Below are 26,573 nucleotides of genomic sequence, written 5' to 3'. Positions count from 1 at the left end.
GCCAGTAGCGTCGACAATTCCATCGTGTTCGGTGTGCGCGCCTGAATCATCGCCGCCACCGCTAGCGGTAGCTTTTTCAGGATCGTCTTGCGCATCCCAGGGAGGGCCTCTTCCAGACCAAACCGTACCTCGTCCGCTAACTTATCTGTCTTTCCCATCGTCTCTCAATGTGTTGCCTCATAATAATGAGAGATTACATTAAAAGTGATGGGTGGTAAGGGCGATGCGGCTCGAGCGTCGGTTCATCAGATGCCAACCCGTCTGCCGGAAGCTGGTCAGCGCCACGCTCCTGCCCGTCACTCGGCAATCAGGCGATCGAGATAGGCCGACGCCAGATTCCCGCCAGTCTTCTTGTCCAGCGCGCCGAGAACCAGATGCGCCAGGTCGTAGGACCCCAGCAGATCGTGCGCGAGCAGGGCGTAGGTCTGCAGCTTGCGTTGCGAAAGTGCGTCCAGTTTCATCCAGTCGCGAACGTAAATGGCGTCCGACCAAAGGAACTGGCGGAATCCCTGATTGATGTCGTCGGCAGGGATCAGCGGTTTGAAGGCGCGCATGCCGAAGCCGTTGAAAGTGTGGAACTGGAAGCCGTTGGCACGCAAGAAGCGATCGACATCGGCAAAGAGGGGTTGCTTCTCATAGAGTTCAACGAACTCGACTTCCGTCTGAATGACCAGGGTATCGGCAAGAATGCGCTGCGCGTTCTGGAAGACGGCCAGTTCACCCCCCTGAACATCGATCTTGAAGAAGTCAACGTCGTCAATCTCGTCGATGTCATCCAGCCTGACCGTGTCGACGGGATGCTCGGCCACCGGCGTGACGACCTCCGCGAGATTCTGGAAGTGCTCGAGCAATGGGGAGTTCGGATGAAACAGGGAACCTGTCAAAACCCAGTTCGTTTCATGGAAAACCGACGGTCGACCGTCGGCGACGAAGCAGGGGAAGAAGCGGTGGGGCGAGCCAAAGGTATTGTTGAGCCGCTCACACTCAACCGGGTCGGGCTCAAAGCCAATCACTCTTGCCCAGCCCGCATCGACCATTGGTTGATAAGGTGGAGTCTCGCCGAGCGCGGCCCCGATATCGACAATACTGATCAGGGAAACGTCAGTGAGAAGCTCCTTGAGACTCCACATGGCAGCCTTCCTCCCAGGATGAGCTGAAACGTCCCAGTCACCATTGGACCATGGTGGCGCGTCGGGACCTCGCGTTGCGACGGGTTGTCAGGGTAGTCCGCCGGGTGAGATTGTAGGGCAAGCAGAACCGCCTGGCGGGAACTTCGTGGGCGGTGCGCTGGGCGGATAAGCGCGTGCCGAGATGCTTCAGCCCACCGTGCGTGGTTGTAAATCCGCCTCCTGGCTCATGATTTGGCGGGTACCCGTCTGTCTTGGGGTGACGATCCTTGGCAGTCGGGTGCCGCGAATGGGCAGTCCGCCGCCAGAAACCCACCGGTCAGCCGAGGTTCCTGGGTCCTGGCAAGCTGGCATGGAGCTTGCTCGTGTGTCTGCGACGGATCGTCCGTTGCACTCACCGTGAAGGAGTTCAATCTCATGAAAAAGCTGCAAAAGGGTTTTACCCTGATCGAGCTGATGATCGTTGTCGCGATCATCGGGATTCTGGCGGCGATCGCCATCCCGCAGTTCAGCGAGTACACCAAGAAGGGCGAAGACAAGTCTGCTCAGGCCGATGCGAAGAACCTTCTGACGACCGCGATCGCGAGCTCTACCCAGTAAACCCATTAGTCCTGTTTGGAGGAACGTCATGAAAAAAGTGATTCTTGGCTCGGTTCTGGCAGCAGCAGCGGCCGCCAGCTTTCCAGCGCATGCCGCATCGTCAGCCTTCTGCAATGCACCCAATGTGGCTACCAACGCGGCGGTCAGCGCTAGCGCAGGCGGGTCCACGTCTTTCGTCAAGGTGGGGTTCAGGCCGAAATGTTCGGCAAACGTGTTTCTGACGGGGAATGATGAGAGTGCGCTTCTCTTCAGGGTTGGCGCGGCATCGTCCAAGGGCAAGTCGAGCTTCAATGGCTCGAGCGTTGGCGGCGCTGTGGCGAGATACTCGGATTGTGCCGCCGCCGCCGCCGGTGGTGCGTGTGTTGCCAACGATGCGAATACCGCGCGAGGCGCGGCAGCTTCCTCCTGAGTCTCGTCACCGTCTGGGAAAGCGGGCGTGCCGGATCGGCCGCTCGCTTTTTTTGTGGCTGCCGCATCATGCTAGAGTTCATGTCTTCCGGGATTCGCTCCGGACTGCGAGGAAAGAGTTTCCAGGCGGTTCTCGTCCTCGGCGTGCTGATGATCGCGATTGCCTACCTTTCCGGATTCTTCTCTCCACGGCAGCCGCAGACCGTGGCGTTGGATGTCGGCTTCTCCGGTGTCCGTTTCTCGCTGATCCTGATGAATCTGTTCTGGGTGCAGGACTTGGTGGCTCGCGAGATCGATCGTCGGGTCATTCTCTTCTCTCTGGCTTATCCGGTTTCACGCACGGCTTTCCTGACCGGGCGGTTTCTGGCCATGCTGGTGCTCTCGCTGCTTGCCACCGTGCTCCTCGGTTTTCTGCTGCTGCTCGCCGTGTTGCTGGCGGGCAGTGGCTACCAGCAGGAATTCGCGGTCGATCTCGGCCTTCCTTTCTGGGCTACGGTAGCAGGCCTGGCGCTCGACGCTGCTGTGGTGGGAGCTTTTTCCATCTGTGTCGCTTCATTGTCGACTGTGTCGGTTCTGCCACTGGCTTTGGGGGCCAGCTTTGCGGTTGCGGGCAAGGCGTTGGGGGCAACCCTCGATTACTTTGCCCGGGGGGCTGATGGTGACCAGCAGCTACTCGGCATTTACCAGCCCGTCATTGAACTGATCCGCTGGGTGGTGCCCGATCTGTCACGGCTCGACTGGCGCGAGTGGGCGATGTACGGCTTGCCGCCGGGGTGCGAGACGATTTTCTGGTCGGCGATCATGGCGTGGTCCTACATTGCCTTGCTATTGGTCTGTGCCAGCCTGCTCTTTGCACGCAGGGAGTTTTCGTGAAAGGCCGTCGAGTCGAGTCCGGCCTCTGGCTGGCTGCAGTCCTCTCGCTTTGCGCCTATGGCTTCGCCCAGAACCGTCTCTACGGTCTTCCCGGGGCTCACGCGCAGCCTGAACTCCTGATTTCGCTACCCCGTTTCGCCCAGGTCCTGATGGCCGGGGGCGATCGCTATCTGGCCGCCAATCTCGCCGGTTTTCGCGTCCTGGTCGCCGACACCGAGCGCATGGATGCAGCCGACTACGCGGTGCAGGCGAGGTTGCAGAGTGATATCGCATGGTTCAACCCCGTGCACGAGGACAACTTTTACATCGCGGCGGCGATCCTGCCGTGGAATGGTCAGGTGGACGCCGCGCAGTACGTGTTGCGCAAGGCCTCCGAAGCGCGCACCTTCGACTGGTATCCGCTTTTTCATTATGGCTTTCTGCACTATCATTTTCGCCGCGATCCGGCGACCGGAGCCAAGCTCTTGCTCTCCGGGGTGCCACGAGCGACCGACGTTCAGGATCAGTGGGCGCTCCAGAATCTCGCTGCGGTCTGGATCGAGAAGGGCTACCAGACGGGCACTGCGGCCGGAATGGTGGAGGCGATCGCGGAGGATTCGCCGCCGGGAAACTTTCGCAGGTATCTGCAGGTGAGGGCGGCTCGCCTGCGCGATCTCCAGCATCTGCAGGATGCGGTGACGCAGTACCGTGAGCGCTACGGAAAAGGGGTGGAGCGGCTCGATGACCTGGTGACCGCGGGTTTGCTCGCAGCAATTCCCCAGGACCCCCTGGGTTATGGTTTTGGTCTCGACAGTTCAGGTTGGCCGATCCTCGGTTCTTCGCCTGCCGTAAGCAAATGACGCTTGCCGCGATAGTCGTCGAAGGGCTCAGCAAGTCCTATCGTCAGAAATGGAGAACGATTTCGCTGCCCGCGCTGCGCGGCGTGTCCATGGTGATCGAGGCGGGCGAAGCCTTCGGCTTCATCGGGGCGAATGGCGCGGGCAAGAGCACCGCGATCAAGATTCTCATGGGCCTGATCAGAGCCGACGGCGGTAGTGCTCGCCTATTTGACGTACCGGTCGAGGAGCCACGCGCGCGTCGCGGTCTGGGTTATGTGCCGGAGAACCCCTATCTCTACGATTACCTGACGCCGCTGGAAATCCTGGCAATGGGTATGAGATTGCACCGGGTCAGGGTGGATGGTATCGAGCGACACTGTGAGCAGTGGCTGGAGCGCTTGGGGCTCGCGGCTGTTGCCGGCAAGCCGATCCGTTCGTTCTCCAAGGGGATGACGCAGCGAGTCGCCATTGCCCAGGCGCTGTGCCTCCAGCCTCGGCTGCTGGTGCTCGACGAGCCGCTATCCGGCCTCGACCCGATTGGCCGGCGCGACGTGGTCGAGATCCTGTCCGAGTACAAACGTGGCGGCGGCACGCTTTTTTTTACCTCGCATGTGCTCCATGATGTCGAGCGGCTGGCCGATCGCTTTGGCCTGATTCACGAGGGCGTGCTGCGGGCGGTACGCGCGCCGGCGGAGCTCGGTGGCGACAAGGAAGTGGTGCTGGTCCGCAGCTTCGGTTCGGTGGCCGTCACGGGAATGCGCGAGGATTTTGCCGGCCGGTGGATTGGCGAGGTGCCTCGCGACGAGTTGTGGATGCGGCTCGACGCGCTGCGCCAGGCCGGGCATGTGTTGCTCGAGGTGCGTCCGACGCTGTCGCTCGAGGTGGCGTTCATGCATGCCGTGGGACAGTCCTGACTGCTGCACGCGTCCCGTTCTTGCCTGTCTGGCCCTGTCGGGGGAGCTGGCGATATTTGGAGGATTGGGAGTAGATGAAGAGTTCGCGCACGAAATCGCCAGCGGGCGGCATCAAGGTCGCTCCGCCAAGTGCAGAGTCCAGACTCCTGATGGGTTTGGTGGAGGCTTCGCGCTATGCGGACGCAGAAGTGGCTGCCAACCGGATTCTACGCAGCCCGACCAACCAACTTGCCCTGAAAGCATTGGGTTTCGCCCTGATCGGTCAGGATCGCCATGATGACGCACTGCCGGTCCTCCGTTTCTCCGTCGCGCTGACCCCGGGCGATCCCGAACTGCACAACAACCTGGGCATCGTGTTGTCCTCGTTGATGCGCTGGGATGAGTCGCTGGAGTGTTTCAGCCGTTCGATCGAACTCAAGCCGGATGACCCGGAAGTGCTCAAGAACTACGGCGTCGCCCTGGTGCGCATGCACCGCTGGAACGAGGCTGTGGACTATCTGCTGAAAGCGATCGAATGCCATCCTGGCGATTACGTCGACGCTATAGAGCAGTTGGCCTATGCGCTGATCAACAGCGGTCGTAGCGATGAAGCGTGGGTCTGCCTCAACGAGCTGTGGAAGAACGAGCCGAACAATGCGTCGATCCTCTCGCAGCTTCTGCGCGCCAGCCTCAAACGTTGCGACTGGGACGAGCTCGATGAGAGGCTTCGCCAACTGCGGCTTCTCAGCTCCGACTACCAGTCGCTCACGGACAATCCCTTCGTTGTCCTCGCATTTCCCCAGGTGACTGTGCAGGAACAGGGGCGCGTGGCGGCCAATTATCTTCGACGGAACATCAGGGAAAGCCTGCTTGATGCTGCCGAACCCGATTGGTCGGAGCACAAGGAAAGGCAACTGCAGCACGGACGCCTGCGTATCGGCTACTTGTCTGCCGATTACCGGAATCACCCGGTCGGGCACGTCATTCCACAGGTGATCGAACTGCATGACCGGTCGCGAATCGAGGTTTTCGCCTACTCGATGGGGTTTGATGACCAGAGCGACATCCTGCGGCGTCTGCGCACCGCCTTCGATCATTTCGTGGAGGTGATCGAGTACAGCGTGACGGAGACTGCCGATCGCATTCGTGCCGACGGAATCGACATCCTGGTCGATCTGCATGGCTGGACGGCGGATGGCCGTCCCGAGGTGCTGGCGCTGCGCCCGGCGCCGCTGCAGGTGAACTGGCTGGGCTACGCGGGGACCATCGGACACGGCAAACTGGCCGATTATCTGCTCGGTGATCCGGTGGTCACCCCACTGCAGGATGCACCGTATTACACCGAGAAGATTGCCCAGCTCCCGTCCTGCTATCTCCCGGCCGACAGCACGATCGTCCTTGGTCCACCGCCGTCGCGGCGCGACGCCGGATTGCCCGAGGAGGGCTTCGTTTTCTGTTCGTTCAACAACAGTTACAAGTTCAACCCGCAGGTCTTCGATCTCTGGTGCCGCTTGCTGCGCGAGCTGGAAGGCAGTTGCCTGTGGTTGAGCGAGCCTGGCGGGTCGGCCGTCGAACGTCTGCGCAAGGAAGCCGGGAATCGCGCTGTCGATCCGGCACGGCTGGTGTTCGCGCCGCGCGTCGACGCACGCGCCGAACATCTTTCACGCCTGCAACTGGCCGATCTGGCACTCGATCCCTTTCCCTACAACTCGCATTCGACGGGGATCGACGTGTTGTGGGCCGGCGTTCCGATGGTCGCGCTGCTCGGCGACACCTTTCCCGGGCGCGTCGGCGCCAGCGTGCTGCGCGCCGCAGGACTGGATGAACTGGTCACCCATTCCACCGACGAGTACTACCGTCTTGTGCGGGCGCTCGTCGGCGACCCGCAGCGCTTGGGCGGGTTGCGCGCGCGGCTGGTCGAGAAGCAGGGTCATTGTGCGCTGTTCGACATGCCCCGCTTCGTGCGTTCGCTCGAGGAGGTGTATTTCCGGATGTGGGACCAGCAGTTGCGCGGAACCAGGGAGGCGCTTCCCTGGCCGTCCGCCACACCTTGACGCGAAAGGCCGGTGACCGATGACCACAAATACGACACTGACCATGTGCGACGGGGTCAGGATCGTGGTTCCTGACTCGCTCGATCTGATTACGCCCTACGTCCTGCGTGAGCAGGAAGACTGGTTCGAGGATGAGATCAAGTTCCTGCGTCGTCTGTTGCAACCGGGGCAAAAGCTGATCGATATCGGCGCCAACTACGGCGTCTATACCCTGAGCATGGCACGTGTCGTCGGACCAGGCGGCCAGGTGTGGGCGTTCGAGCCGGCATCGGCGACTGCCCGGCTCCTGGCGCAGGGCATCGCAGCCAATGGCTGCGGGCAGGTCGTTCTGGTGCAGAGCGCTCTCTCCTCGGCCAGTGGCACGGCGCAACTATCACTCAACGACAATTCGGAGCTGAATGCGCTCGTCCATGGGCCCTCGGCGACGAGTACCAGCGAGACCGTGGCGCTGACGACCCTCGACGAGTGCCTAGCGAGCCATAACTGGCAGGAGATCGATTTCGTCAAGATCGATGCCGAAGGGGAAGAGGCCAACATCCTCAGGGGAGGCAGGCAGTTCTTCGCGCGGCTGTCGCCCCTGGTCCAGTACGAGATCAAGGCGGGGAGCGAATGGCACATGGGCCTGGTCGAGGCTTTTGCTGCCCTGGGCTATGATTCCTATCGCCTGGTGCCGGGGCTGGACCTGTTGCTTCCCTTCGATCGAGAGTCGCCGCCTGATGGTTTCCTGCTCAACCTCTTCTGCTGCAAGCCGGAGCGTGCCGCATGGCTGGCTGCAAGTGGCTTTCTGCTCGAAAGGACAGCCCTGGGCACGATCGAACAGCGAAAGAAACATCCGCCCGCCGACGAGGGGCCGGAAAGTCCGTACCACTGGCGGAAAACGCTTCTCGCCCTGCCTTACGGCTGGCAACTCGCGGAGGAGTGGACACAGACCGCGGCCACCGGCGGCAGCCAGGAGGTCGAGCGGGGGCTCGCCCTCCATGCGCGCAGCCGCGATCCTGCGCTCTCGGCAGGGCAACGCTTCCTGGCGCTCGAGGCCAGTTTCCATCTCTTTCTGGCCTTGTGCGAAAGGCAGGCTTCGGGCCTGCGGCTGGCCAGCCTGGCGCGTGCAGCGCGGGACTATGGCGCCAGGGGCATTGCCGTGAATGCCCTGTCGCACCTGTGCAATGCCATTTTCCAGCAGCAGGAGGTCGACACCAGCGAACCTTTTCTCGCTCCGGGGGCACGCTTCGACACCGTGGATCCCGGCGAGGCCATCGGCAACTGGGTGCTCGCGGGCGCGCTCGAGGAACTCGAACGGCTGGGGTCTTTCTCTTCCTTCTATACGGCGGCCGACGCCCTGCAGCGTTTGCAGATCATTCGTGACCTGGGTTTTGGCAGCGGCGAAATGGATCGTCGCTTGAGCTTGCTGGAAGAGCGCCTGGCCCAACGCCCGGCGGTCAGCCCGTCAGGCTGAGCAGGGCTTGCGACCGAGGCCTGGCCGTTGGCCGGCCGCTACTCAGTCGTCGAACACCACGCTGGTATACACCTCCTGGACGTCGTCCAGGCTCTCGAGCACGTCGATCAGCTTCTGCATGCGTATCGATTCGTCACCGCCAAGCTCGGTTTCGTTCTCGGCCTTCATGGTCACCCCGCCATACTCGGCCGTGAAGCCTGCCGCTGCCAGTGCCTCCTTGACCGTCATGTAGTCGTTGGGCGCGGTCAGCACTTCCACCGATCCGTCGTCGTTGCTCAGCACATCGTCGGCCCCCGCGTCGATTGCCGCCTCCATCAGGCTGCTTTCGTCAGTTCCCGGGGCAAACAGCAGCTGTCCGCAGTGTCTGAACTGGAAGGCGACACAGCCATCCGTGCCGAGATTGCCGCCGTACTTGTTGAAGGCATGCCGGACGTCGGCAACGGTGCGGGTCCGGTTGTCGGTCAGGCAATCGACGATCACCGCGGCGCCGCCGATGCCATAGCCTTCGTAGCGTACCTCGACGTAATCGACGCCTTCGAGTTCGCCGGTTCCCTTCTTGATCGCGTTGTCGATCTTGTCCTTGGGCATGTTGACGCCCTTGCCCTTGTCGATGGCCAGGCGCAGACGCGGGTTGAAGGATGGATCGCCGCCGCCCATCCTGGCCGATACGGTGATTTCCTTGGCGATCTTGGAGAATGATGCGCTGCGCTTTTCATCCTGCTTGCCCTTGCGGTGCTGGATGTTGGCCCATTTGGAGTGTCCTGCCATGCTGCCCTCTGACGAATGCCGATGCTTTTGCGGTGTTGCCGGAGGCAACAAAACCAGCCGCAAATGGCCGATAATCAAGCCCTGCATTCTAGCACCTAGCAGCCGCCCCGTTTTCCCTGTCATCGCTTCCCGGAGTTGACCATGGTCTCACCCCTTCTCATCGCCAAGCACGAAGATGTCGAACTGGCGCTGTTGCCGGCGCTGGCCAACCGGCACGGCCTGATCACCGGCGCCACCGGGACCGGCAAGACGATCACGCTGCAACTGCTGGCCGAGCGTTTCTCGGCGATCGGTGTGCCGGTGTTCATGGCCGACGTGAAGGGCGACCTTTCCGGCCTGGCCGCCGCCGGGACTGTCACACCCAAACTGCAGGAACGCCTCGCGGCGCTGGCCGTCGAGGATTATGCCCCGGCCAGGTGCCCGGTGGCTTTCTGGGACGTTTATGGCAACCAGGGACACCCGGTGCGGGCGACGATCTCGGACATGGGGCCGGTGTTGCTCGCCCGTCTGCTGAATCTCAACGACACCCAGGCCGGGGTGCTGCAACTGGTCTTCAGGATTGCCGACGACAACGGTCTTCTGCTGCTCGATCTCAAGGATCTGCGGGCGATGATCCAGCACGTCGGCGAGAATGCGAAAAGCTTCACCACCGAGTATGGCAACGTCTCGGCTTCTTCGATCGGCGCCATCCAGCGTGGTCTGCTGAATCTCGGCGAGCAGGGCGGGGAAGTGTTCTTCGGCGAGCCGATGCTGGATATCGCCGACCTGATGCAGACCGACGACGGCAAGGGAATGGTGAATATTCTCGCCGGCGAGAAGCTGATGGCTTCGCCCCGCCTCTACTCGACCTTCCTGCTCTGGCTGTTGTCCGAACTGTTCGAGCAATTGCCCGAAGTCGGGGACCTCGAGAAGCCAAAACTGGTCTTCTTCTTCGACGAGGCACACCTGCTGTTCAGCGAAGCGCCGGCGGCGCTGCTGGAAAAGATCGAACAGGTCGTGCGGCTGATCCGCTCGAAGGGGGTCGGCATCTACTTCGTCACCCAGAATCCGCTCGACATTCCGGATAGCGTCCTCGGACAACTGGGCAATCGGGTGCAGCATGCGCTGCGTGCCTTCACCCCGCGCGACCAGAAGGCGGTCAAGGCGGCGGCGCAGACCCTGCGTGCCAATCCGAAGTTCGATGCGGAAAGCGCGATCACCGAGCTCGGTGTCGGCGAGGCGTTGGTCTCCTTCCTCGACGAGAAGGGCCGCCCAAACGTGGTCGAGCGCGCCTTCATCCTGCCTCCGGCATCGCGCATCGGCCCGCAGACGGCAGAAGAGCGGCAGGTGGTGATCAAGGCTTCGGCAATCTACGGGCACTATGAGAATGCGGTCGATCGTGAGTCGGCCTACGAGAAGCTCAAGGGGATTCCGGCCAGTGCCCAGCCAGGCGGGGGAGCGCCGGGGACGGGCGGCGAACCGGATCCCACCGCTTCCGGCAGCGGCTGGCTGGGCGGCCTGGGTGATCTGTTTGGCGGAAGGTCTGCGGGTGGCCGGGGGCGTGGCGATTCGGTGATCGAGACGGCGGCCAAGAGCGCTGCGCGCGCCATCGGTTCGCAGGTTGGCCGCGAAATCATCCGTGGTGTGCTTGGATCAATTCTCGGCGGCGGCTCCCGCCGCCGCTGACCAGTGCCTGTCGCTTGCCCGCGGCGCGTCTGCCGGGCGAAGCGACCGGTCGCCGTACGTGGATTGTGGCGCCAATGGTGCTGTACAGGCGCCTCGTGCATAGGAATGAAGGCGCAGAAATGCTAGGATTACGGCTTTTTTTCTGACCAGCCGAAGTTCCAGGCGGTAAGTTCCCGATCGCATGAAATTGAGCCGCCTTTCGCAGTTTCACGAAAATCCCGTGGTGATTGCCTGGTGGTGCGCGCGCCTGAGGCGCCTCCTGGAATGGCTTACACCAACCAGGCGCCGGTTGATTCTGGCTGTCTTGGCCGTATGGGTGGGTTTCAGGCGCCCGCTGAAGGATCTGGCGCAAGCCAGCGAGCTACCAGTGCCGACTGACGGGCTGGGTGGCGCGCTGGTCATCGTGGTTCTGTTCGCTTTCCTCTGGTTTTGCTACAAAGCCGCCGCGAGTTTTGCCGCCCTGCCTGCGGCGGTGCGCCGACACCCGATCCTGACCCTCCATCTGCTCTATTGGGGCGTTTTGGCCATCCTCTGGAACAGTTCGCCGGCAGCCGGCCTGTGGCGGTCGGTACTGCTCGGGGTGGGGATCATTTTTCCGTTCCTGATCTGGCGGTGCGGCTATGTGTTGCTGGCCGGGCAGCACGGCAGGATTCAGGGTACCACCTTCCTGGACCACTTGTTGACCCTGTGGCCGGTCTATGGCGGGTCCAACACGCCGTACGGCAAGGGCCTGGCCTATTTGTCGCGTTGCGAAGCGAAAACGCCGGAGGAACTGGCCCGGTCGCAGTTGGCCGGCCTCAAGTTGCTCTTCCTGTGCCTGCTGTGGCGGCTGCTGCAGGACTTGATGGAAGCGCTTCTGTATGGGCCCGGCGACTGGCTGACAGGCAGATTGGGGGGACGGACGGTCGGTGTTCCCAGGCTGCGCGAACTGGTGTACGAGGGGGGGCAGGCACCCCTGCTGATGGCGTGGGCGAGCATCTACTGCGAGATGGTCTGGCAGGTGCTCGAGCATGCCATTGCCGGCCATCGCATCATCGGCATCCTGCGTTTGTTTGGCTTCAATGTCTTTCGCAACACCTACAAACCGCTGCTCGCCGAGTCGATCGTCGAGTTCTGGAATCGCTATTACTATTATTTCAAGGAATTGCTGGTCAATTTCTTCTTCATGCCCACCTTTGCACAGCTCGGTGGCGTGTTGCGGAAGCGGCCGCAACTGCGACTCTTTCTCGCTGTTTTCGCCGCTGCCTTCGTCGGCAACGTGTACTACCATCTGCTGCAGTATGAGACGCGGCTCGTCCTCGGCGACGTATTCGGCGCGCTGTACCAGTTGCGCTGCCGGATGTTCTATTGCCTGCTGCTCGTGCTCGGCATCTACCTGTCGATGGCGCGCGCGCAGCGCCGCGGCGGGCAGGCAGCGGCCGGTGGTCCGGCGCGGCGTCTGCTGCGCATCGCCGGAGTATGGACTTTCTTCAGCTTGATCTTTATCTGGAATGTCAGGAGTGGTGCGTCCTTCCTGGCCAGGGTGGATTTTTTCCTGGGCCTGTTTGGCCTGAGTTGATTTTTTTCAGGGGTGGTGGAGACATGTTCGTCGATCTGAATGTTGGGAATCTTAGCGAGCCGCTCAGCGGCCGAAGCTGGCCACGCCAGGAGATCAATCGCCAGGTGGCATTGCGTGTGGGGCGTTTCCAGTCGCGTGGCCTGGCGAGGGGAGACCGGGTGTTTCTGCCCTTCGGCAATCGCCTCGAGTTCTTTGCCGAGCTGCTTGCCATCTGGCGTCTGGGTGCCTGTGCGGTACCGATCGACGCGCGCCTCACGCCATTCGAGGTGCAGACGCTGGTCACCGCGGCGGACCCGCGCATTGCCGTGGTTGACGACGAAACCGACCGCCGCGTCATCGAGAGCTTGTCGGAGGTTGGGGTCGGCGTGGTCGACACCTGTGACACCGGCACCCAGGAGGCGGCGGCTGGCCTGAGTCGCCTGGATGACGATGCGTTGATCCTGTTTACCTCGGGATCGACCGGCGCTCCGAAAGGCGTGGTGCATACGCATCGCTCGCTCCGGGCGCGCTGGATCAGCCTGCACGAAGCTCTCGGTACCGAGGCCTTTGCGCGGACCCTGTGCCTGTTGCCGACCCACTTCGGTCACGGTCTGATCTGCAACTGCCTGTTCCCCTGGTTGTCCGGACAGGATCTGTTCATCACGCCGCCGTTCCGTCCCGACATCATCATGCGCCTCGGCAGCTTCCTGGACGACCATCGGATCACCTTCATGTCGTCGGTGCCGGCCGTGTGGAAGCTGGCCCTCAAGCTCTCGCGGCCACCGCAGGGCGGCACCCTGCAGCGCGTGCATTGCGGCTCGGCGCCACTGTCGGCCGGCGCCTGGAACGACATCCGCAAGTGGACCGGGGCACGTCAGGTGTGCAACTCCTATGGCATTACCGAGACCGGTAGCTGGGTGGCCGGATTGGCCAATGCCGATTGTCCGGCTGAGGACGGCCTGATCGGCGAAGGCTGGGGTGCCCTGATCAAGGTGCTGCGTACGTCCGACACCGCTCGCCCGCTCAGCGCGGAAGACGAGTGCGCAGTCGGCGAGTCGGGTTTTGTCTGGCTGAATACGCCGGCCTTGATGAAGGGCTACTTCCAGCGTGACGATCTGACGGAACTGGCGGTGGTGGACGGCTGGTTCCTGACCGGCGACATCGGCCTGATCGACGAGCAGGGCCGGCTGGTGCTGCGTGGCCGCGAGCGCGACGAAATCAACAAGGGCGGCATGAAGATCTATCCGGCCGATGTCGATGCGGTCGTCGAACGATTCGAGTCTGCCAGCGACGTGTGCACCTTTGCGCTTGATGATGCCCTTTACGGGCAGGTGGTGGGGATGGCCGTGGTGATGACCAGGCAGGATGACGCCACCCTGCGCGGGTTGTACGAGTGGATGAAACAACACCTCGCCGAACCGAAGATGCCGGTGCGCTGGTGGGTGATCGACGAAATTCCGAGAACGTCGCGTGGCAAGATCAATCGCGACGCCGTGAAGGCGGCCTGTGCCGATCTGCCGGCCCTGGATCTGGGACGCATCCTTGCCGGAGGAGCCGCGCAATGAACGGTGACCGGCAGCAGTGGCGGCAGCACCTGGAGCAGTTCCTGCGCACGATCCAGAAGCCGGGCAGGCCGCTGGAGAGTCTCGGCCAAAGTGACGGCCTCGTCAGTTCGGGGCTGATCGACTCGCTGGCGCTGGTCCAGATCGTGCTGTATCTGGAGGAAACCTACGGGATCGATTTTGCCGCGCGCGGCTTCGACCCCGACCGCCTCGCCTCGATGGCGAGTATCCTGGATCTGATTGAGGAGACCCGTTGATGGGAAATGAAACAGCACCCAAGAGCACGTCGGCCGGCCAGCGGCTCAGGCTGGCGATGGCCAGCCACGAACGCGTCCTGCCGTTCATTGGCGTCTACGATGTTTTTTCGGCATCGGTTGCCGGGCGCCATTTCGACAGCCTGTTCGTCAGCGGCTTCGGTTTTGCGGCCAGCAACTACGGTCTGCCGGACATCGGTTTCGTCACCTGGACCGACATCCTGGCATTTGTGCAGCGTCTGCGCACGGTGCTCCCGGCGCACAACCTGCTGGTCGACATCGACGACGGCTATTGCGACCCGGACGTTGCCTGTCATGTGGTTTCGGTGCTCGAATCGGCCGGCGCTTCGGGGGTAGTGCTCGAGGACCAGAAGCGGCCGCGCCGCTGTGGACACTTCGAGGGCAAGCAGATCATGGAACTCGACGAGTACCTGGCCAAGCTGCGCATGGTACTGGCGACCCGTCGCGATCTGGTGGTCGTCGCACGTACCGATACGGCCGATCAGGACGACATGGTTCGCCGGGTGAAGGCTTTTGCCGAGGCGGGTGCCGATGCCGTGCTGATCGATGGTCTGCCAACCCTGGACATCGTGCGTCGGCTGTCGAAGGAGGTGGATCGGCCGTTCTGTTTCAATCAGATTGCCGGTGGCAAGTCGCCGCCCTGCACCCTGGGCGAACTGCACGACGCCGGGGTGAAAATGGCGATCTACAGCACGCCTTGCCTGTTCTCCGCGCAGGCGGCGATCGAAAACGCGATGGCCGACCTGCAGGCGCGCGATGGCACCCTGGCGGGCAACACGATTGGCGTTCGCGACTGCAATCGCGTGCTGACCGACAACCTCGAACGCCGGGACAGCCGCCCGTGAAGCGTCCCGGCAACGGGTCTGCCGGGCATGGCCGAGACGTAGCCGGGACGTAGCCGGGACGCGGTGTCGCTAGCGGCCTTCGGCCGCCGGCATCTGCGCTCTCAGGTCGGTCATCGATTTTGGCTTGTAGGGGTTGCCCACCAACAGGGGGCGCTCCTTGAAAGCCTTGTTCACCAGACTCTTGCTGGCTTCGAAGTCGTCGAAGGTCAGGCCGGCCAGCTCAGCCCAGGTGTGGATGAAATGGGAGGTGCTGTAATGCCGGTCGAGGGTCTCCCGCGAATAGTTCAGCGGTCGCTCGCTGCGCCACCCGTCGGACATCCAGACGAGGAAGGGAATGGCGTACATGGGCAGCGTCGGCGTGTCCTCGATGCGGCCGAAGACCTTGTGCCCCGCGGAATCGAAGACATCCTCACCGTGATCGGAAAAGTAAACCAGCATGGCGTGCGGGCTGGCCTGTGACAGGCTGGCAATCAGGCTGGACACCACGTAATCGTTGTAGAGAACGGCGTTGTCATAGTCGTTGACCACCTCGACCTGATTGTCATCGAGGGTCGTCGGCAGTCCCTTCCGGCCGCTGAACTGCTCATACTCGGGCGGGAAGCGGAAATGGTACTTGGAGTGGGTGCCCAGGAGGTGCACCACGATGAACTTGCGCGGCGCCGGGTCGCGCAGGATCTGCTGAAACGGCTCGAGGACGGCGCCGTCATACTGCGGCGAGTTCTGGGAGCGGTTGTGATTGAGGTAAAACTGTTCCTCCGTCTGTTTGGAGAAGGTGGTCAGCATGGTGTTGCGCTTGGTGAGTGTCTGCTGATTGGTGATCCAGTAAGACTTGTAACCGGCCTGTTTCATCATGTTCATCAGGGACGGACGCGTCAGGTACAGGTTGGGGTGCTCCTGATCCGCGAAGGTCAAGGCCTGCTGCAGCACCTCGATGGTGTAGGGGCGCGGCGAGACCACATTGTTGAACACCAGCAACTGATCGCGCATGGCGTCCAGTTTCGGGGTGGTCGGCCGGGCATATCCGTACAGACTCATGTGCTGCCGGTTGGTCGATTCGCCGATGACGAGGACCAGCGTCGAAGGTTGTCCGGCGTGGGCATCGCGCAGATTGGCCAGCGGCGGTAGTCTGGCATTGTCCTCGAGCAGTGCCTGCATGCTGGCCAACTGTTCCCGGTACTGGATATAGGCGACCGGCATCTGCCAGGGGATCACCGGTCCCATGTTCTTTTCCAGTACGCCTTGTACCGTGAGCAAACTGGCGCCCTTGTTGGCGATCGCTTTGCCGATGGGAAAGATGAAAAGCAGCACCGTCACCGCTGCCGTGAAGCCCCAGGTGTGCCTGCCGGAGAGAAAGACCGGGCGGAGGCGTTTCCAGAGGAGCACGGCGCCGGTGGTGTACGCCAGCAGGGCGGGAATCATCCACCAGGCGAAATACTGGGCGGCGTATTCGCTGGCCTCTGTCTCATTCGATTCGAAAATGATGAAAATGACACTTTGCGAGAATTCCTGCTGGTAGATGAAGTAGAAGAACAGGCCGAAAAGCGAAAAAAACCAGAGGATCACGCCGATCACTGCCGCGAAGGGTCTGGTCATGCGCGGGAAGATCATCACCGGTACCAGCCAGAGCAGGCTGAAGACTAGCGACTGGCGCAAGGGGACCGACCCGACGAAGCCGGTGGTCAGCAGGAGCAGTTGATTGATTCCCGGGAAATACCAGAAAAAGAGGAACAGCCAGCCCAGGCCGGCCCAGTCGGTTGGCCGCACTGAGTCGCCGGTCGGTATCGCAAAAGCCATGTCGTTTCTTCCTTCGCCGCCCTGATCGAGCCCGCCAGAGCGGGGTTCCGTCTGCCAGCCGCTCTCGACGGACAGGCTGTGCATTGTAACGCAAACACCGCGAGCGGCCTCTCGGCGTAGCCTGCGGATGCTCGTTGTTGGCAGGATCCGGGGAAGAGTGTACCCTGAGCCAATCGGTTCCGACCTCGAGGGCAGCGTGTCGCGCATGCACCGCGAGCGTGCGCGAACGTGCGGTCCCGCACCATTGGCTGGCATGAAGGGCGTGGATCCTGGCGCGTCGCGCGGACGTTCGCTGGCTTTGCTTCATTGGCACGCTTTCTGCTTCTGTCGAGGAAACCTATACTGGCGGTGAGCCCCATGAGCGCAGATTTCTACAACGAGATGTACGATCCGGCCGGGATGCTGCGGCCGCACTACCAGGCCTTTGCCGAATGGTTGGCGAGCATGCCGGCCGAGCGGCTGGAGCGCAAGCGGGCGGAGGCGGACACGGCCTTTCACCGGGTGGGGATCACCTTTGCCGTTTACGGGGAGGAGGCCGGCACCGAACGCCTGATCCCCTTCGATATCATTCCGCGCATCATCCCGGCGCCTGAATGGCAGGCGCTGGAGGCTGGTTTGCGACAGCGCGTGCAGGCGCTGAATGCTTTTCTGCACGACATCTACCACGAGCAGGCGATCATCAAGGCAGGACGCATTCCGGCAGAGCAGGTGCTCGACAATTCGCAGTTTCGTCGCGAGATGATCGGTGTCGAGGTTCCGTCCGGCATCTACGCGCACATCGCCGGGGTCGACATCGTGCGTGCCGGGGCGGGCGAGTCCTACGTCCTGGAAGACAATCTGCGGGTTCCGTCAGGCGTCTCCTACATGATCGAGGACCGCAAGATGATGATGCGGCTCTTCCCGGAACTTTTTTCCAGGCACCTGATTGCACCGGTACAGCACTATCCCGACCTGCTGCTCGAAAATCTGCGTACGGTGGCGCCGAAAGGCGTCGTCAATCCGACGGTCGTGCTACTGACGCCTGGCGCCTACAACAGCGCCTATTTCGAGCACACCTTCCTGGCGCAGCAAATGGGTATCGAGCTGGTCGAGGGCAGGGATCTGTTCGTCAAGGACGAGACGGTGTTCATGCGCACGACACAGGGACCACAACGGGTCGACGTGATCTATCGCCGCCTGGACGATGATTTCCTGGACCCGCTGGTGTTCAACAAAGACTCGATGCTCGGCGTTCCGGGGCTGCTTTCCGCCTATCGTGCGGGTCACGTCACCCTGGCGAATGCGATCGGTACCGGAGTGGCCGATGACAAGTCGATCTATCCCTACGTGCCGGAGATGGTCCGCTTCTACCTCGGCGAGGAGCCGACGCTGAACAATGTGCCGACCTGGATGCTGCGCAAGCCGGACGACCTGCGCTACGTGCTGGAGCATCTGTCCGAACTGGTGGTCAAGGAAGTTCATGGGGCGGGTGGCTATGGCATGCTGGTCGGGCCGGCGTCGACCCGGGTGGAAATCGAGGACTTCCGCGCCCGCATTGTCGCTGCGCCGGAGAAGTACATTGCGCAACCCACCCTGGCGCTCTCCAACTGTCCGACCTTCGTCGAGTCGGGGATCGCTCCGCGCCATCTGGATCTGCGTCCCTTCGTGCTGTCGGGCAAGCGCGGCATTGGCATGGTGCCTGGCGGGCTGACGCGAGTCGCGCTGCGCGCCGGGTCGCTGGTGGTGAACTCGTCGCAGGGTGGGGGAACCAAGGACACCTGGGTGTTGGAAAACTGAGATGGACGGAGAACCGAGATGTTGAGCCGCACTGCTGACCACCTTTACTGGCTGGCGCGTTACACCGAGCGCGCCGAGAACCTGGCGCGTCTGCTCGACGTGTCCTACCAGATGTCGCTGGTGCCACAGTCGCTGGCCGCGCAGAACGAGAACTGGCGCGCCATCCTTGCGCTCAACAGCCTCGAGTCGGCCTTTGCCGAGACCTATTGTGAGGTCAATGTCGACAATGTGTTGCGCTTCATGGTTGCCGATCCTGCCAACCCGTCGTCGATCTACAGTTGCCTGCGCGCCGCGCGCGAGAATGCACACGCCGTGCGCGGCACCCTGACCGCCGAGATGTGGGAAAGCGTCAACGCCACCTGGATCGAATTGCGGCAGCAGACTTTCGAACAGATTCTGGCGCGCGGGATCAGCGAGTTCTTTGACTGGGTCAAGCTGCGCTCGGCGGTGACGCGCGGCGTGACCTTCGGCACCATGCTCAAGGACGATGCCCTGCATTTCATCCGCCTGGGCGGATTGCTCGAGCGCGGCGACAACACGGCCCGCATCCTGGACATGCAGTATCACATCCTGCGCCAGAGTGACGACGAGGGAGCCAGCGACTTTTACCGCTGGGGAGCCCTGCTCCGTTCGCTCTCGGCATTTCAGGTCTATCGCAAGGTCTATCGTGACGCGATCACTCCGGCCCGCGTTGCCGAGCTGCTGATCCTGCGCATGGATCTCCCGCGATCGCTGCACGCCTGTGCCGACGGGATCGTCCGCATGCTGCAACTCATCGCCAACGCTGCCTCAGCGGAAACCGAGCGCCAGGCCGGCGTTCTGCATGCCCGGCTGCACTTCGCGCGCATCGACGATGTCTTTGCCGGCGGACTGCATGAGTACCTGACCGATTTCATGGATCGCATCTACGAACTCGGCGACGGGATCAGTCGCGACTTCCTGATCGCTGCCTGAGCGGCTTCGATGGCCGCTGCATCCGCCGGGCGCACCGGGGCTGTCGTGCGCCGATCCCCGAACTCGTCCCGGAGCACCGAATGACCTATTGCGTTGCCATGCGACTGGATGCCGGGCTGGTTTTCCTCTCCGATTCACGCACCAACGCCGGTGTCGATCACATCAATACCTTTCGCAAGATGTCGGTCATCGAGCGTGCCGGCGAGCGGGTTCTGGTGCTGATGACCGCTGGCAACCTGTCGGTCAGCCAATCGGTGGTCAACATTCTGCGCGAACGCCTCGGTCGGGACGACCAGGAGAATCTTTACAATCTGCCCAATCTCTTCGAGGCTGCCCGCCACATAGGCGGCGTGGTACGTGAGGTATACCAGCGCGATGCGGCGGCCTTGCGGGAGTTCGGCATCGAATTCAACGCCTCGATCATCTTTGGCGGGCAGATTGCCGGCGAAGAACCGCGTCTGTTCAGCATCTACGCGGCAGGCAACTTCATCGAAGCCAGCGAGGACACACCGTATTTCCAGATTGGCGAGTCAAAGTACGGCAAGCCGATCATCGACCGCGTCGTGACTCGACGCAGCAGCTTCGAGGAAGCCGCCAAGTGTGCGCTCATTTCGATGGACTCGACGATCCGTTCGAACCTGTCGGTCGGCATGCCGCTTGATCTGCTGATCTACGAGCGCGACGCCTTGCGCGTTCGCGACCATTTCACCATCGGTCCGCAGAACGCCTACTTCAACCAGATCCGCACGCTGTGGGGTGAGCGCCTGCGTCAGGCGTTCACCGAGTTGCCCGGTCCCGACTGGGCCAGCTTCTGAAGGGCCATGGCCCATGCCCTGGAAGGCGGAGCGTCTGGTGGCGTCGCGCCGCGTCATCTGCCGGGTTGTCATCCGTTACCCTGGATCCGTCAGGGTCAGGCATCGCATTGACCAGGCCGTCGACTTGTGGTGTAATCGCGCCTTCTTCGGGCATGCTCGACTGCATTCATACGCTGCCGGCGCGGCAGTCGCGCCGGTGCATTCGCCGCCCTTGGTGGCACGGGTGCGGAAGCCTGGATGCAGCAGCCGAGCAGCAACGGTCACAATGCCGGATGCTTTGATCGGCGACAGACCACGAAGCGACAGAAAATCGGGCGATTAACTCAGTGGTAGAGTGCCACCTTCACACGGTGGAAGTCAGTGGTTCGAACCCACTATCGCCCACCACCCCACGCTTTCGAGCAGCCGTGAACAGTTTGACGGCTGCTTGTGCTCGGAATGGCTCCCGGCGGTCGCTGCAAGACCCGGCAAAGCCGCCATCTTTCTGTTAGAATCGGCCCGTCGAACCTGCAGGCAGGCGTTCAACGGCCCCCAAGAGAGCAATTCTCGGTTCACCTCGCTACGACATCACCGAGCCATGACCACTACGCCGCATTCATCTTTCATAATCGTCGGTCTGACCATCGCAGGCAAGAAGTTCCGCCCGAGCGACTGGGCCGAGCGCCTCTGTGGTGTGCTGTCGGCTTTTGGCGCCGAGAAGAGAATGCGCTACTCGCCCTACGTCGGCCCGCGAACTTACCAGGGGGAGAAGGCCGTTTTCGTCGATGGGCGGCTGTACGAGGTGGAGCCGATGGCCTATCGTTTCGTACTTCACTTTGCCCAGGATAACGACCTGCAACTGATACAGGACGTCGCGACGCCCGGCGCTCCTGGCAGGTCGGCATAACGGCTCGTCTCGCGGTTTCCGCTCACCACGCCGCGCTGTGCCGGGCGCTCCGTCAGCCTCCGCGAAGCGTCGGCGCTGCTGACGGCAGTTCAGGCGACAGGTTTCAACGGATTCTTCTCACCTGCGCGCCGAGCCGACCGAGTTTCTGCTCGATCCCTTCATAACCCCGGTCGAGATGATAGATCCGCTCGATCAGCGTTTCACCCTGCGCCACCAGCCCGGCGATGACCAGACTGGCCGATGCACGCAGGTCGGTGGCCATCACCGTGGCGCCGTCAAGACGCTCGACACCGGTAACCATCGCGTTGCTGGCGTCGATCTTGATGTCGGCGCCCAGGCGGATCAGTTCGACGGCATGCATGAAGCGATTCTCGAAAATCGTTTCGCGGATCACCGCCGACCCCTCGGCAACGCAGTTGACCGCCATGAACTGCGCCTGCATGTCGGTCGGGAAGGCCGGGTAGGGCGAGGTGCGAACGCTGACCGCCTTGAGCCGGGGCGGTGCCTTGAGGCGGATCGCCTCGCGTTCGGCTACGATCTCGCAGCCCGCGTCGAGCAGCTTGTCCACCACCGCGTCGAGATAGGCTGCCGAGGTCCCGGTCAGGCGAATGTCACCGCCGGTGGCGGCCGCTGCGCAGAGATAGGTGCCGGTTTCGATGCGGTCGGCCATGACCGCATGCGTCGCAGCGTGCAGGCGCTCGACGCCGCGGATGCGGATCTTGTCGCTGCCGGCTCCCGAGATCCGGGCGCCCATCGAGATGAGGCAGTTGGCCAGATCGACCACCTCCGGTTCGCGTGCCGCGTTCTCGATGGTCGTGTCTCCGTCGGCCAGGACGGCCGCCATCATCAGGTTCTCGGTGCCGGTGACGGTGACCATGTCGGTCACGATGCGGGCACCCTTGAGGCGGCGCCTGCCTGCGCCCAGCCGCGCATGAATGTAACCATGTTCGACCTGAATCTCGGCACCCATCGCCTGCAGGCCTCGGGTGTGCTGTTCGACCGGTCTTGCGCCAATCGCACAGCCGCCCGGAAGCGACACCCGGGCTTCACCATGACGCGCCAGCAATGGGCCGAGTACCAGGATCGAAGCACGCATGGTCTTGACCATGTCGTAGGGGGCGAGCGGGTTGTCGAGGCCGTGACTGTCAAGCAGTACGCCGTCGCTACCCTCGTGCGCCACCTTGACCCCCATTTGCTCGATCAGGCGCAACATGGTCGACACATCCCGCAGTCGCGGCACGTTGGTCAGTTGCAGCGGATCGGCCGAGAGCAGGCTGGCGCAGAGAATGGGCAGGGCCGCGTTCTTGGCGCCGGAAATGGCTATTTCACCGGCGAGCGGCCGGCCGCCCCGAATGAGCAACTTATCCACGTGCCGCACCCCATTCTTCAGGCGTCTGCGTTTTCATCGACAGGGCGTGCAATTCACCGCTGTTGAAATGCGCATGGAGGATCTGGTTGACCAGTTGCTGGCGCTGCACGCGGCTCTTGCCGACGAAGGAGCTACTGACGATCAGCGCTTCGAAGTGGTGGCCGTCGCCGGTCACCTGCAGGTGTTCGCAAGGCAGGCCTTCGGCGATCAGTTGCCGGATTTGTTCAGGGTGCATCATGATTCAGGATCTCAGTTTGTAGCCGCTCCGGAGGAGCAGCAGGGTGGCTGCCGATACCAGCGCGAAACTCGTGCCGACGACCGCCAGGCTGGTTTCCGGCGCCACGTCCGAGACGCCGAAAAAGCCGAAGCGAAAGCCGTCGATCATATAGAACACAGGGTTGAAATGTGAGATTTGTTGCCAGAAGTCGGGCAGTGAATGAATCGAGTAGAAAACGCCGGACAGCATGGTCAGCGGCATGACGAGAAAGTTCTGGAAACCGGCCAGTTGGTCGAACTTGTCGGCCCAGATACCGGCCACCGTACCCAGAGCCCCCATGATTCCGCCGCCCAGGACGATGAACGTCAGAACCCACAGCGGGGACTGCATCTGAGGTAGCGCAAACCAGCTCGTCACCAGCAGGACGCCAGCGCCAACCATCACGCCGCGCAGCATGGCGGCGACGACATAGGCGAGAAAGAACTCGCCGTAGGAGATCGGCGGCAGCAGAACAAAAACAACGCTGCCGGTCACCTTGGACTGAATCAGACTCGATGAGCTGTTGGCAAATGCATTCTGCAGGGCCGACATCATGACCAGGCCAGGGATCAGAAAGGCGGCATAGGGGACGCCGTGTACCTGCACGTGCGCTTCGAGCACATGCGAGAAGATCATCAGGTAGAGCATGGCCGTCAGCACCGGCGCTGCCACGGTCTGAAAGCTGACCTTCCAGAAGCGTAACACCTCCTTGTAGAGCAGAGTCCGGAAGCCCAGCATCACGCTGCCCTGTCGCTCGTCATGACGCCGAGGAAGACGTCCTCGAGGTCGGTCTGGGTCAGACGCAGGTCATCGATGTGGCAGCCCGCCTCGCGCAAGGTGGCCAGCAACGGCTCGATCTCGTGCAGCCCGGCGAGATGGAAAATCCATGTCCCGTCGTTCTCCGTCGCCCGGGCGCGCAGCATGGGCGGCAGGGCGGCAGGGGCGGCCAGGCGCACGCTCAGCGTTTGTCCCGCGAAGCGCGCCAGCAGGTTGCTGGTCGAATCGAGGGCGACGACCCTGCCCTGCTTGAGCATGGCAATCCGTCCGCACAATGCTTCTGCCTCCTCGAGATAGTGCGTGGTCAGGATCACCGTATGCCCGTCGCGATTGAGGCGCCGGACAAACTGCCATAGGCCCTGTCGCAACTCGACGTCCACTCCGGCTGTCGGTTCATCGAGTACGATGACCGGCGGCTTGTGCACCAGCGCCTGGGCAACCAGTACCCGTCGTTTCATGCCGCCTGACAGACGCCGCATGTTCGTGTCCGCCTTGCTCGTCAGATCGAGGTTGGCGAGAATTTCGTCGATCCAGTCGTCGTTGCGGCGGATTCCGAAGTAACCTGACTGGATGCGCAGCGTTTCGCGCACCGAAAAGAAGGGATCGAACACCAGTTCCTGCGGTACGACGCCCAGCAGACGACGTGCCGCACGGTAGTCGCCAACGACATCGTGACCCATGACCGTCAGGCTGCCGGCATCTGGCCGGGCCAGACCGGCAAGGCATGAGATCAGCGTCGTCTTGCCGGCACCGTTTGGCCCAAGCAGACCAAAGAACTCGCCCTCGGCGATCTGCAGCGAAACGCCGGCGAGCGCCTGCAGCGAAGCGAAACGCTTCTCGACGCGATCGATCGCAACGGCGATGCTCATGGGATGGGGGCCGACAGCGACCGGTGGCCCCGGTCAGGCGAGCGGGAGCAGTTCGGAAACGCCGTAAAGCGCTGCCAGGCTGATCAGACTTGCCGGCGGGTTGACGATGCGCAGTGCCTGGCTGCGCTCGGCGGCCGTGCGCAGCCAGGCAAACACGACGCCCAACGCCGACGAGTCCACTTCGCCAACCCCCGCCAGGTCGACCCGTAGCAGGTCGGTGGCGTGGCCTGCACACAGGCCGCTGCGTCCCGCTTCGAGCAGGGGGCGAGCGTTGGCGATCACCATCGCCACGGTGACGCGCAGCCCGTCCTCGACCCGTTCGATCATTTCTTGCCGGCTTCGAGTTGCTTGTTGCGATTGGCCAGCATGCTGATCAGGCCATCGATGCCATTGTTGCGCACTTCCTGGCTGAAGGTGTCGCGGTAGTTGGTGACCAGACTGACGCCGGCAACGATCACGTCGTATACCTTCCAGCCATCGCCCAGCTTCTCCAGTGCGTAATCGAGTTGCACCGCCTTGTTGCCGGGTTGCACGACCTCGGTCCTCACCAACACGTTGCTGTCTTCAGGCTGAATCTTGCTCGGCTTGTAAACCAGCTTCTGGTTCTTGTAGGAGGTCAGCGCATTCGAGTAGGTGCGCACCAGCAGCGTCTTGAACTCTTCCGTCAGGCGTTTCTTCTGTTCCGCTGTCGCCCTGTTCCAGTCACGCCCGACAGCCAGCGCCGTCATGTGCTGGAAGTTGAAATACGGCAGGACCTTGGTCTCGACCAGGTCCATCGCCTTGCGCGTGTTGCCATTCTGGATGTCCTTGTCCTGGCGAACGACGGTCAACACATCTTCCGTCACCTGCCGAACCATGGCATCGGGCGCCAGTTCCTGTGCGGCGGCGGTGGCCGGAGCCAGAACGATGAACAGACCAAACAGGAGGGAGCGAAGGGACTTCATGGGCGTTACCTGAAATAGGGTTTCCGGGCTCGGGTTGGTGGGGGGGTGACTGGCGGATCTGCCTATTTCGCCGGTTCGTCGACAATGACCTCGTGCGGCAGTTGCCCGTCAAAAATCTCGCTGCGCCGATGTTGCAGATAGGCATTCCGGACGTAGTCGTACTTGTCGAAAGCGGCCTCGTCGACCACCTTGTCGGACGGCAGAAGGCTGGCGCGCACGTCGATGTAGCGCGTTGCCACGAGGCTGTTGCGCAGAGCCATGTTGTCGACCCGCCAGACGGGGTCGATATAGACGTCCACCATCCAGCCAAAGGTGTCGCGCGTCGTCCGCGGCCCGATGATTGGCCAGTAGAAGTAGGGGCCGTCGCCGACCCCCCATCTGGCGAGCGTCTGGCCAAAGTCCTCCTGGTGCTTGGTGAGCCCGATTTCGCCGGCGATGTCGAATGCGCCGCCGATGCCGATGGTACTGTTGATCAGCACCCGACCAACATCCGACATGCCCTCCTGACCCTTGCCCTGCAGGAAATTGTTGACGGCTGTCCAGGCGTCCCAGACGTTGCCGAAAAAGTTGCCGATCGCCACCTTCAGCGGCAGCGGCGCGGCAGCGTCGTAGCCCTGTGCCACTGGCTTGATGACCACATCGAGACCTTCATTGACGGCGAACATCGCGCGGTTGAAACCTTCGTACGGGTCTTTCGGGTTGTTCGCGGTCGTCGCGCAGCCGCTGGCAGCAATCATCGCCGCGGCACAAGCTAAGCAAGAGGCGTGCCTTGAAAGAGGTCTTTTCACTGGGTTCTCCCTTCTATTTGTCGCTTTGTCCTTCGGACGCCTTGTTGAACATGAACTGACTGATCAGTTTTTCCAGCACCACCGCCGATTGCGTCTTGGCGATTGCGTCACCGGATTTGAGCATCGTCTCGTCGCCTCCCGGATCGAGGCCGATGTACTGCTCGCCGAGCAGGCCGGCGGTCAGGATCAATGCAAAGGTATCCCTGGGGAAACGGTAACGGCCGTCGATGCTGACGGTCACCACCGCCTCATAGGACTCGGGGTCGAAACGGATCTCGGTGACCCGCCCGACGACGACGCCCGCACTCTTCACCGGAGCACGCACCTTCAGACCACCGATGTTAACAAACTTGGCCGAAAGTGGGTACGTCTCCGCAAAGTTGGCCGCCGAGAGGTTGCCGACCTTCAGTGCCAGGAAGAGCACCGCAGCGAGGCCCAAAGCAACGAAAACGCCGACCCACAGGTCG

26 protein-coding genes and 1 tRNA gene are annotated in these 26,573 nt (G+C 62.3%); 16 read left to right on the top strand and 11 right to left on the bottom strand.

Going from position 1 to position 26,573, the window contains the following annotated elements; genetic code table 11:
* Positions 1 to 296 precede the first annotated feature (296 nt).
* Entirely contained in the window at positions 297 to 1,130 is an 834-nt protein-coding gene (locus tag JNK99_RS13970) for an FkbM family methyltransferase (RefSeq protein WP_291854124.1), read from the bottom strand.
* Positions 1,131 to 1,544: 414 nt separating this feature from the next.
* Between JNK99_RS13970 and JNK99_RS13965 the strand changes: the two genes are divergently transcribed.
* The 6 genes from JNK99_RS13965 to JNK99_RS13940 all read left to right on the top strand — a co-directional run bounded on the left by JNK99_RS13965 (position 1,545) and on the right by JNK99_RS13940 (position 8,226).
* Positions 1,545 to 1,727 carry a prepilin-type N-terminal cleavage/methylation domain-containing protein gene (locus tag JNK99_RS13965; protein ID WP_291854122.1) on the top strand — a complete coding sequence of 61 codons (183 nt, stop codon included), beginning with the start codon at positions 1,545 to 1,547 and terminating at the stop codon, positions 1,725 to 1,727.
* Between the two features lie 477 nt (positions 1,728 to 2,204).
* A complete protein-coding gene (locus JNK99_RS13960; RefSeq protein WP_291854120.1) occupies positions 2,205 to 3,008 on the top strand; it encodes an ABC transporter permease subunit in 804 nt (267 codons plus the stop codon).
* Entirely contained in the window at positions 3,005 to 3,847 is an 843-nt protein-coding gene (locus JNK99_RS13955) for a hypothetical protein (protein WP_291854118.1), read from the top strand. The genes JNK99_RS13960 and JNK99_RS13955 overlap by 4 nt, the downstream gene beginning before the upstream one ends.
* Positions 3,844 to 4,740: an ABC transporter ATP-binding protein gene (locus JNK99_RS13950; RefSeq protein WP_291854116.1), complete on the top strand. Its 897-nt coding sequence runs from the start codon at positions 3,844 to 3,846 to the stop codon at positions 4,738 to 4,740. Before JNK99_RS13955 ends, JNK99_RS13950 begins: the two co-directional genes overlap by 4 nt.
* 74 nt (positions 4,741 to 4,814) lie before the next feature.
* Entirely contained in the window at positions 4,815 to 6,773 is a 1,959-nt protein-coding gene (locus JNK99_RS13945) for a tetratricopeptide repeat protein (RefSeq protein WP_291854114.1), read from the top strand.
* A gap of 19 nt (positions 6,774 to 6,792) precedes the next feature.
* Complete coding sequence (locus JNK99_RS13940; RefSeq protein ID WP_291854113.1) at positions 6,793 to 8,226, top strand: FkbM family methyltransferase; 1,434 nt, start codon at positions 6,793 to 6,795, stop codon at positions 8,224 to 8,226.
* Positions 8,227 to 8,268: 42 nt separating this feature from the next.
* Here the strand turns inward: JNK99_RS13940 and JNK99_RS13935 are convergent, their stop codons facing one another.
* Positions 8,269 to 8,994, bottom strand: a complete 726-nt coding sequence (locus tag JNK99_RS13935) for a YebC/PmpR family DNA-binding transcriptional regulator (protein WP_291854112.1) — start codon at positions 8,992 to 8,994, stop codon at positions 8,269 to 8,271.
* Positions 8,995 to 9,135: 141 nt separating this feature from the next.
* Here JNK99_RS13935 and JNK99_RS13930 point away from each other — a divergent pair, with 141 nt between their 5' ends.
* The 5 genes from JNK99_RS13930 (at position 9,136) to JNK99_RS13910 (ending at position 14,878) form a co-directional block, all read left to right on the top strand.
* Positions 9,136 to 10,659 carry a helicase HerA-like domain-containing protein gene (locus JNK99_RS13930; RefSeq protein ID WP_291854110.1) on the top strand — a complete coding sequence of 508 codons (1,524 nt, stop codon included), beginning with the start codon at positions 9,136 to 9,138 and terminating at the stop codon, positions 10,657 to 10,659.
* Between the two features lie 316 nt (positions 10,660 to 10,975).
* Entirely contained in the window at positions 10,976 to 12,217 is a 1,242-nt protein-coding gene (locus tag JNK99_RS13925) for a hypothetical protein (protein ID WP_291854108.1), read from the top strand.
* Between the two features lie 23 nt (positions 12,218 to 12,240).
* Positions 12,241 to 13,761 (top strand): class I adenylate-forming enzyme family protein, encoded by a 1,521-nt coding sequence (locus JNK99_RS13920; RefSeq protein WP_291854106.1) that lies wholly within the window; start codon positions 12,241 to 12,243, stop codon positions 13,759 to 13,761.
* Positions 13,758 to 14,015 (top strand): phosphopantetheine-binding protein, encoded by a 258-nt coding sequence (locus tag JNK99_RS13915; RefSeq protein WP_291854104.1) that lies wholly within the window; start codon positions 13,758 to 13,760, stop codon positions 14,013 to 14,015. The genes JNK99_RS13920 and JNK99_RS13915 overlap by 4 nt, the downstream gene beginning before the upstream one ends.
* 56 nt (positions 14,016 to 14,071) lie before the next feature.
* Positions 14,072 to 14,878 (top strand): isocitrate lyase/PEP mutase family protein, encoded by an 807-nt coding sequence (locus JNK99_RS13910; protein ID WP_291854128.1) that lies wholly within the window; start codon positions 14,072 to 14,074, stop codon positions 14,876 to 14,878.
* Between the two features lie 69 nt (positions 14,879 to 14,947).
* Here JNK99_RS13910 and cptA read toward each other — a convergent pair whose 3' ends face one another.
* On the bottom strand, positions 14,948 to 16,672 hold the full coding sequence (gene cptA, locus JNK99_RS13905) for a phosphoethanolamine transferase CptA (RefSeq protein ID WP_291854102.1): 1,725 nt from the start codon (positions 16,670 to 16,672) through the stop codon (positions 14,948 to 14,950).
* Positions 16,673 to 17,029: 357 nt separating this feature from the next.
* Here cptA and JNK99_RS13900 point away from each other — a divergent pair, with 357 nt between their 5' ends.
* From JNK99_RS13900 to JNK99_RS13880, 5 genes are all read left to right on the top strand, one after another.
* Entirely contained in the window at positions 17,030 to 18,448 is a 1,419-nt protein-coding gene (locus JNK99_RS13900) for a circularly permuted type 2 ATP-grasp protein (protein ID WP_291854100.1), read from the top strand.
* Between the two features lie 18 nt (positions 18,449 to 18,466).
* On the top strand, positions 18,467 to 19,402 hold the full coding sequence (locus JNK99_RS13895) for an alpha-E domain-containing protein (protein ID WP_291854098.1): 936 nt from the start codon (positions 18,467 to 18,469) through the stop codon (positions 19,400 to 19,402).
* Between the two features lie 80 nt (positions 19,403 to 19,482).
* On the top strand, positions 19,483 to 20,217 hold the full coding sequence (locus JNK99_RS13890; RefSeq protein ID WP_291854096.1) for a proteasome-type protease: 735 nt from the start codon (positions 19,483 to 19,485) through the stop codon (positions 20,215 to 20,217).
* 312 nt (positions 20,218 to 20,529) lie between these two features.
* Positions 20,530 to 20,604, top strand: a tRNA-Val gene (locus JNK99_RS13885).
* Positions 20,605 to 20,794: 190 nt separating this feature from the next.
* Positions 20,795 to 21,103 (top strand): DUF3579 domain-containing protein, encoded by a 309-nt coding sequence (locus JNK99_RS13880; RefSeq protein ID WP_291854094.1) that lies wholly within the window; start codon positions 20,795 to 20,797, stop codon positions 21,101 to 21,103.
* A gap of 103 nt (positions 21,104 to 21,206) precedes the next feature.
* On the opposite strand, the gene murA is transcribed toward JNK99_RS13880, so the two are convergent.
* The 8 genes from murA to mlaD all read right to left on the bottom strand — a co-directional run.
* The gene (gene murA, locus JNK99_RS13875) at positions 21,207 to 22,472 is read right to left on the bottom strand and encodes a UDP-N-acetylglucosamine 1-carboxyvinyltransferase (RefSeq protein ID WP_291854092.1); all 1,266 of its coding nucleotides are present in this window, start codon (positions 22,470 to 22,472) and stop codon (positions 21,207 to 21,209) included.
* Positions 22,465 to 22,710: a BolA family protein gene (locus JNK99_RS13870; protein WP_291854090.1), complete on the bottom strand. Its 246-nt coding sequence runs from the start codon at positions 22,708 to 22,710 to the stop codon at positions 22,465 to 22,467. Before JNK99_RS13870 ends, murA begins: the two co-directional genes overlap by 8 nt.
* A gap of 3 nt (positions 22,711 to 22,713) precedes the next feature.
* A complete protein-coding gene (locus JNK99_RS13865; RefSeq protein ID WP_291854126.1) occupies positions 22,714 to 23,466 on the bottom strand; it encodes an ABC transporter permease in 753 nt (250 codons plus the stop codon).
* Positions 23,466 to 24,374 (bottom strand): ABC transporter ATP-binding protein, encoded by a 909-nt coding sequence (locus JNK99_RS13860; protein ID WP_291854088.1) that lies wholly within the window; start codon positions 24,372 to 24,374, stop codon positions 23,466 to 23,468. The genes JNK99_RS13865 and JNK99_RS13860 overlap by 1 nt, the downstream gene beginning before the upstream one ends.
* Positions 24,375 to 24,407: 33 nt before the next feature.
* On the bottom strand, positions 24,408 to 24,701 hold the full coding sequence (locus JNK99_RS13855; protein ID WP_291854086.1) for an STAS domain-containing protein: 294 nt from the start codon (positions 24,699 to 24,701) through the stop codon (positions 24,408 to 24,410).
* A complete protein-coding gene (locus JNK99_RS13850; protein WP_291854084.1) occupies positions 24,698 to 25,318 on the bottom strand; it encodes a phospholipid-binding protein MlaC in 621 nt (206 codons plus the stop codon). Before JNK99_RS13850 ends, JNK99_RS13855 begins: the two co-directional genes overlap by 4 nt.
* A gap of 62 nt (positions 25,319 to 25,380) precedes the next feature.
* Positions 25,381 to 26,055, bottom strand: coding sequence for a VacJ family lipoprotein (locus tag JNK99_RS13845; protein ID WP_291854082.1), 675 nt, complete (start codon positions 26,053 to 26,055; stop codon positions 25,381 to 25,383).
* Between the two features lie 64 nt (positions 26,056 to 26,119).
* Positions 26,120 to 26,573 (bottom strand): outer membrane lipid asymmetry maintenance protein MlaD (mlaD, locus tag JNK99_RS13840; protein WP_291854080.1); only part of this gene is annotated, 454 nt, incomplete at its 5' end.

Source organism: Accumulibacter sp., assembly GCF_016789985.1.
Classification (GTDB): Bacteria; Pseudomonadota; Gammaproteobacteria; order Burkholderiales; family Rhodocyclaceae; genus Accumulibacter.
Note: the sequence above shows the minus strand (reverse complement) of the source record. Positions and strands in the feature narration are given on the sequence as shown.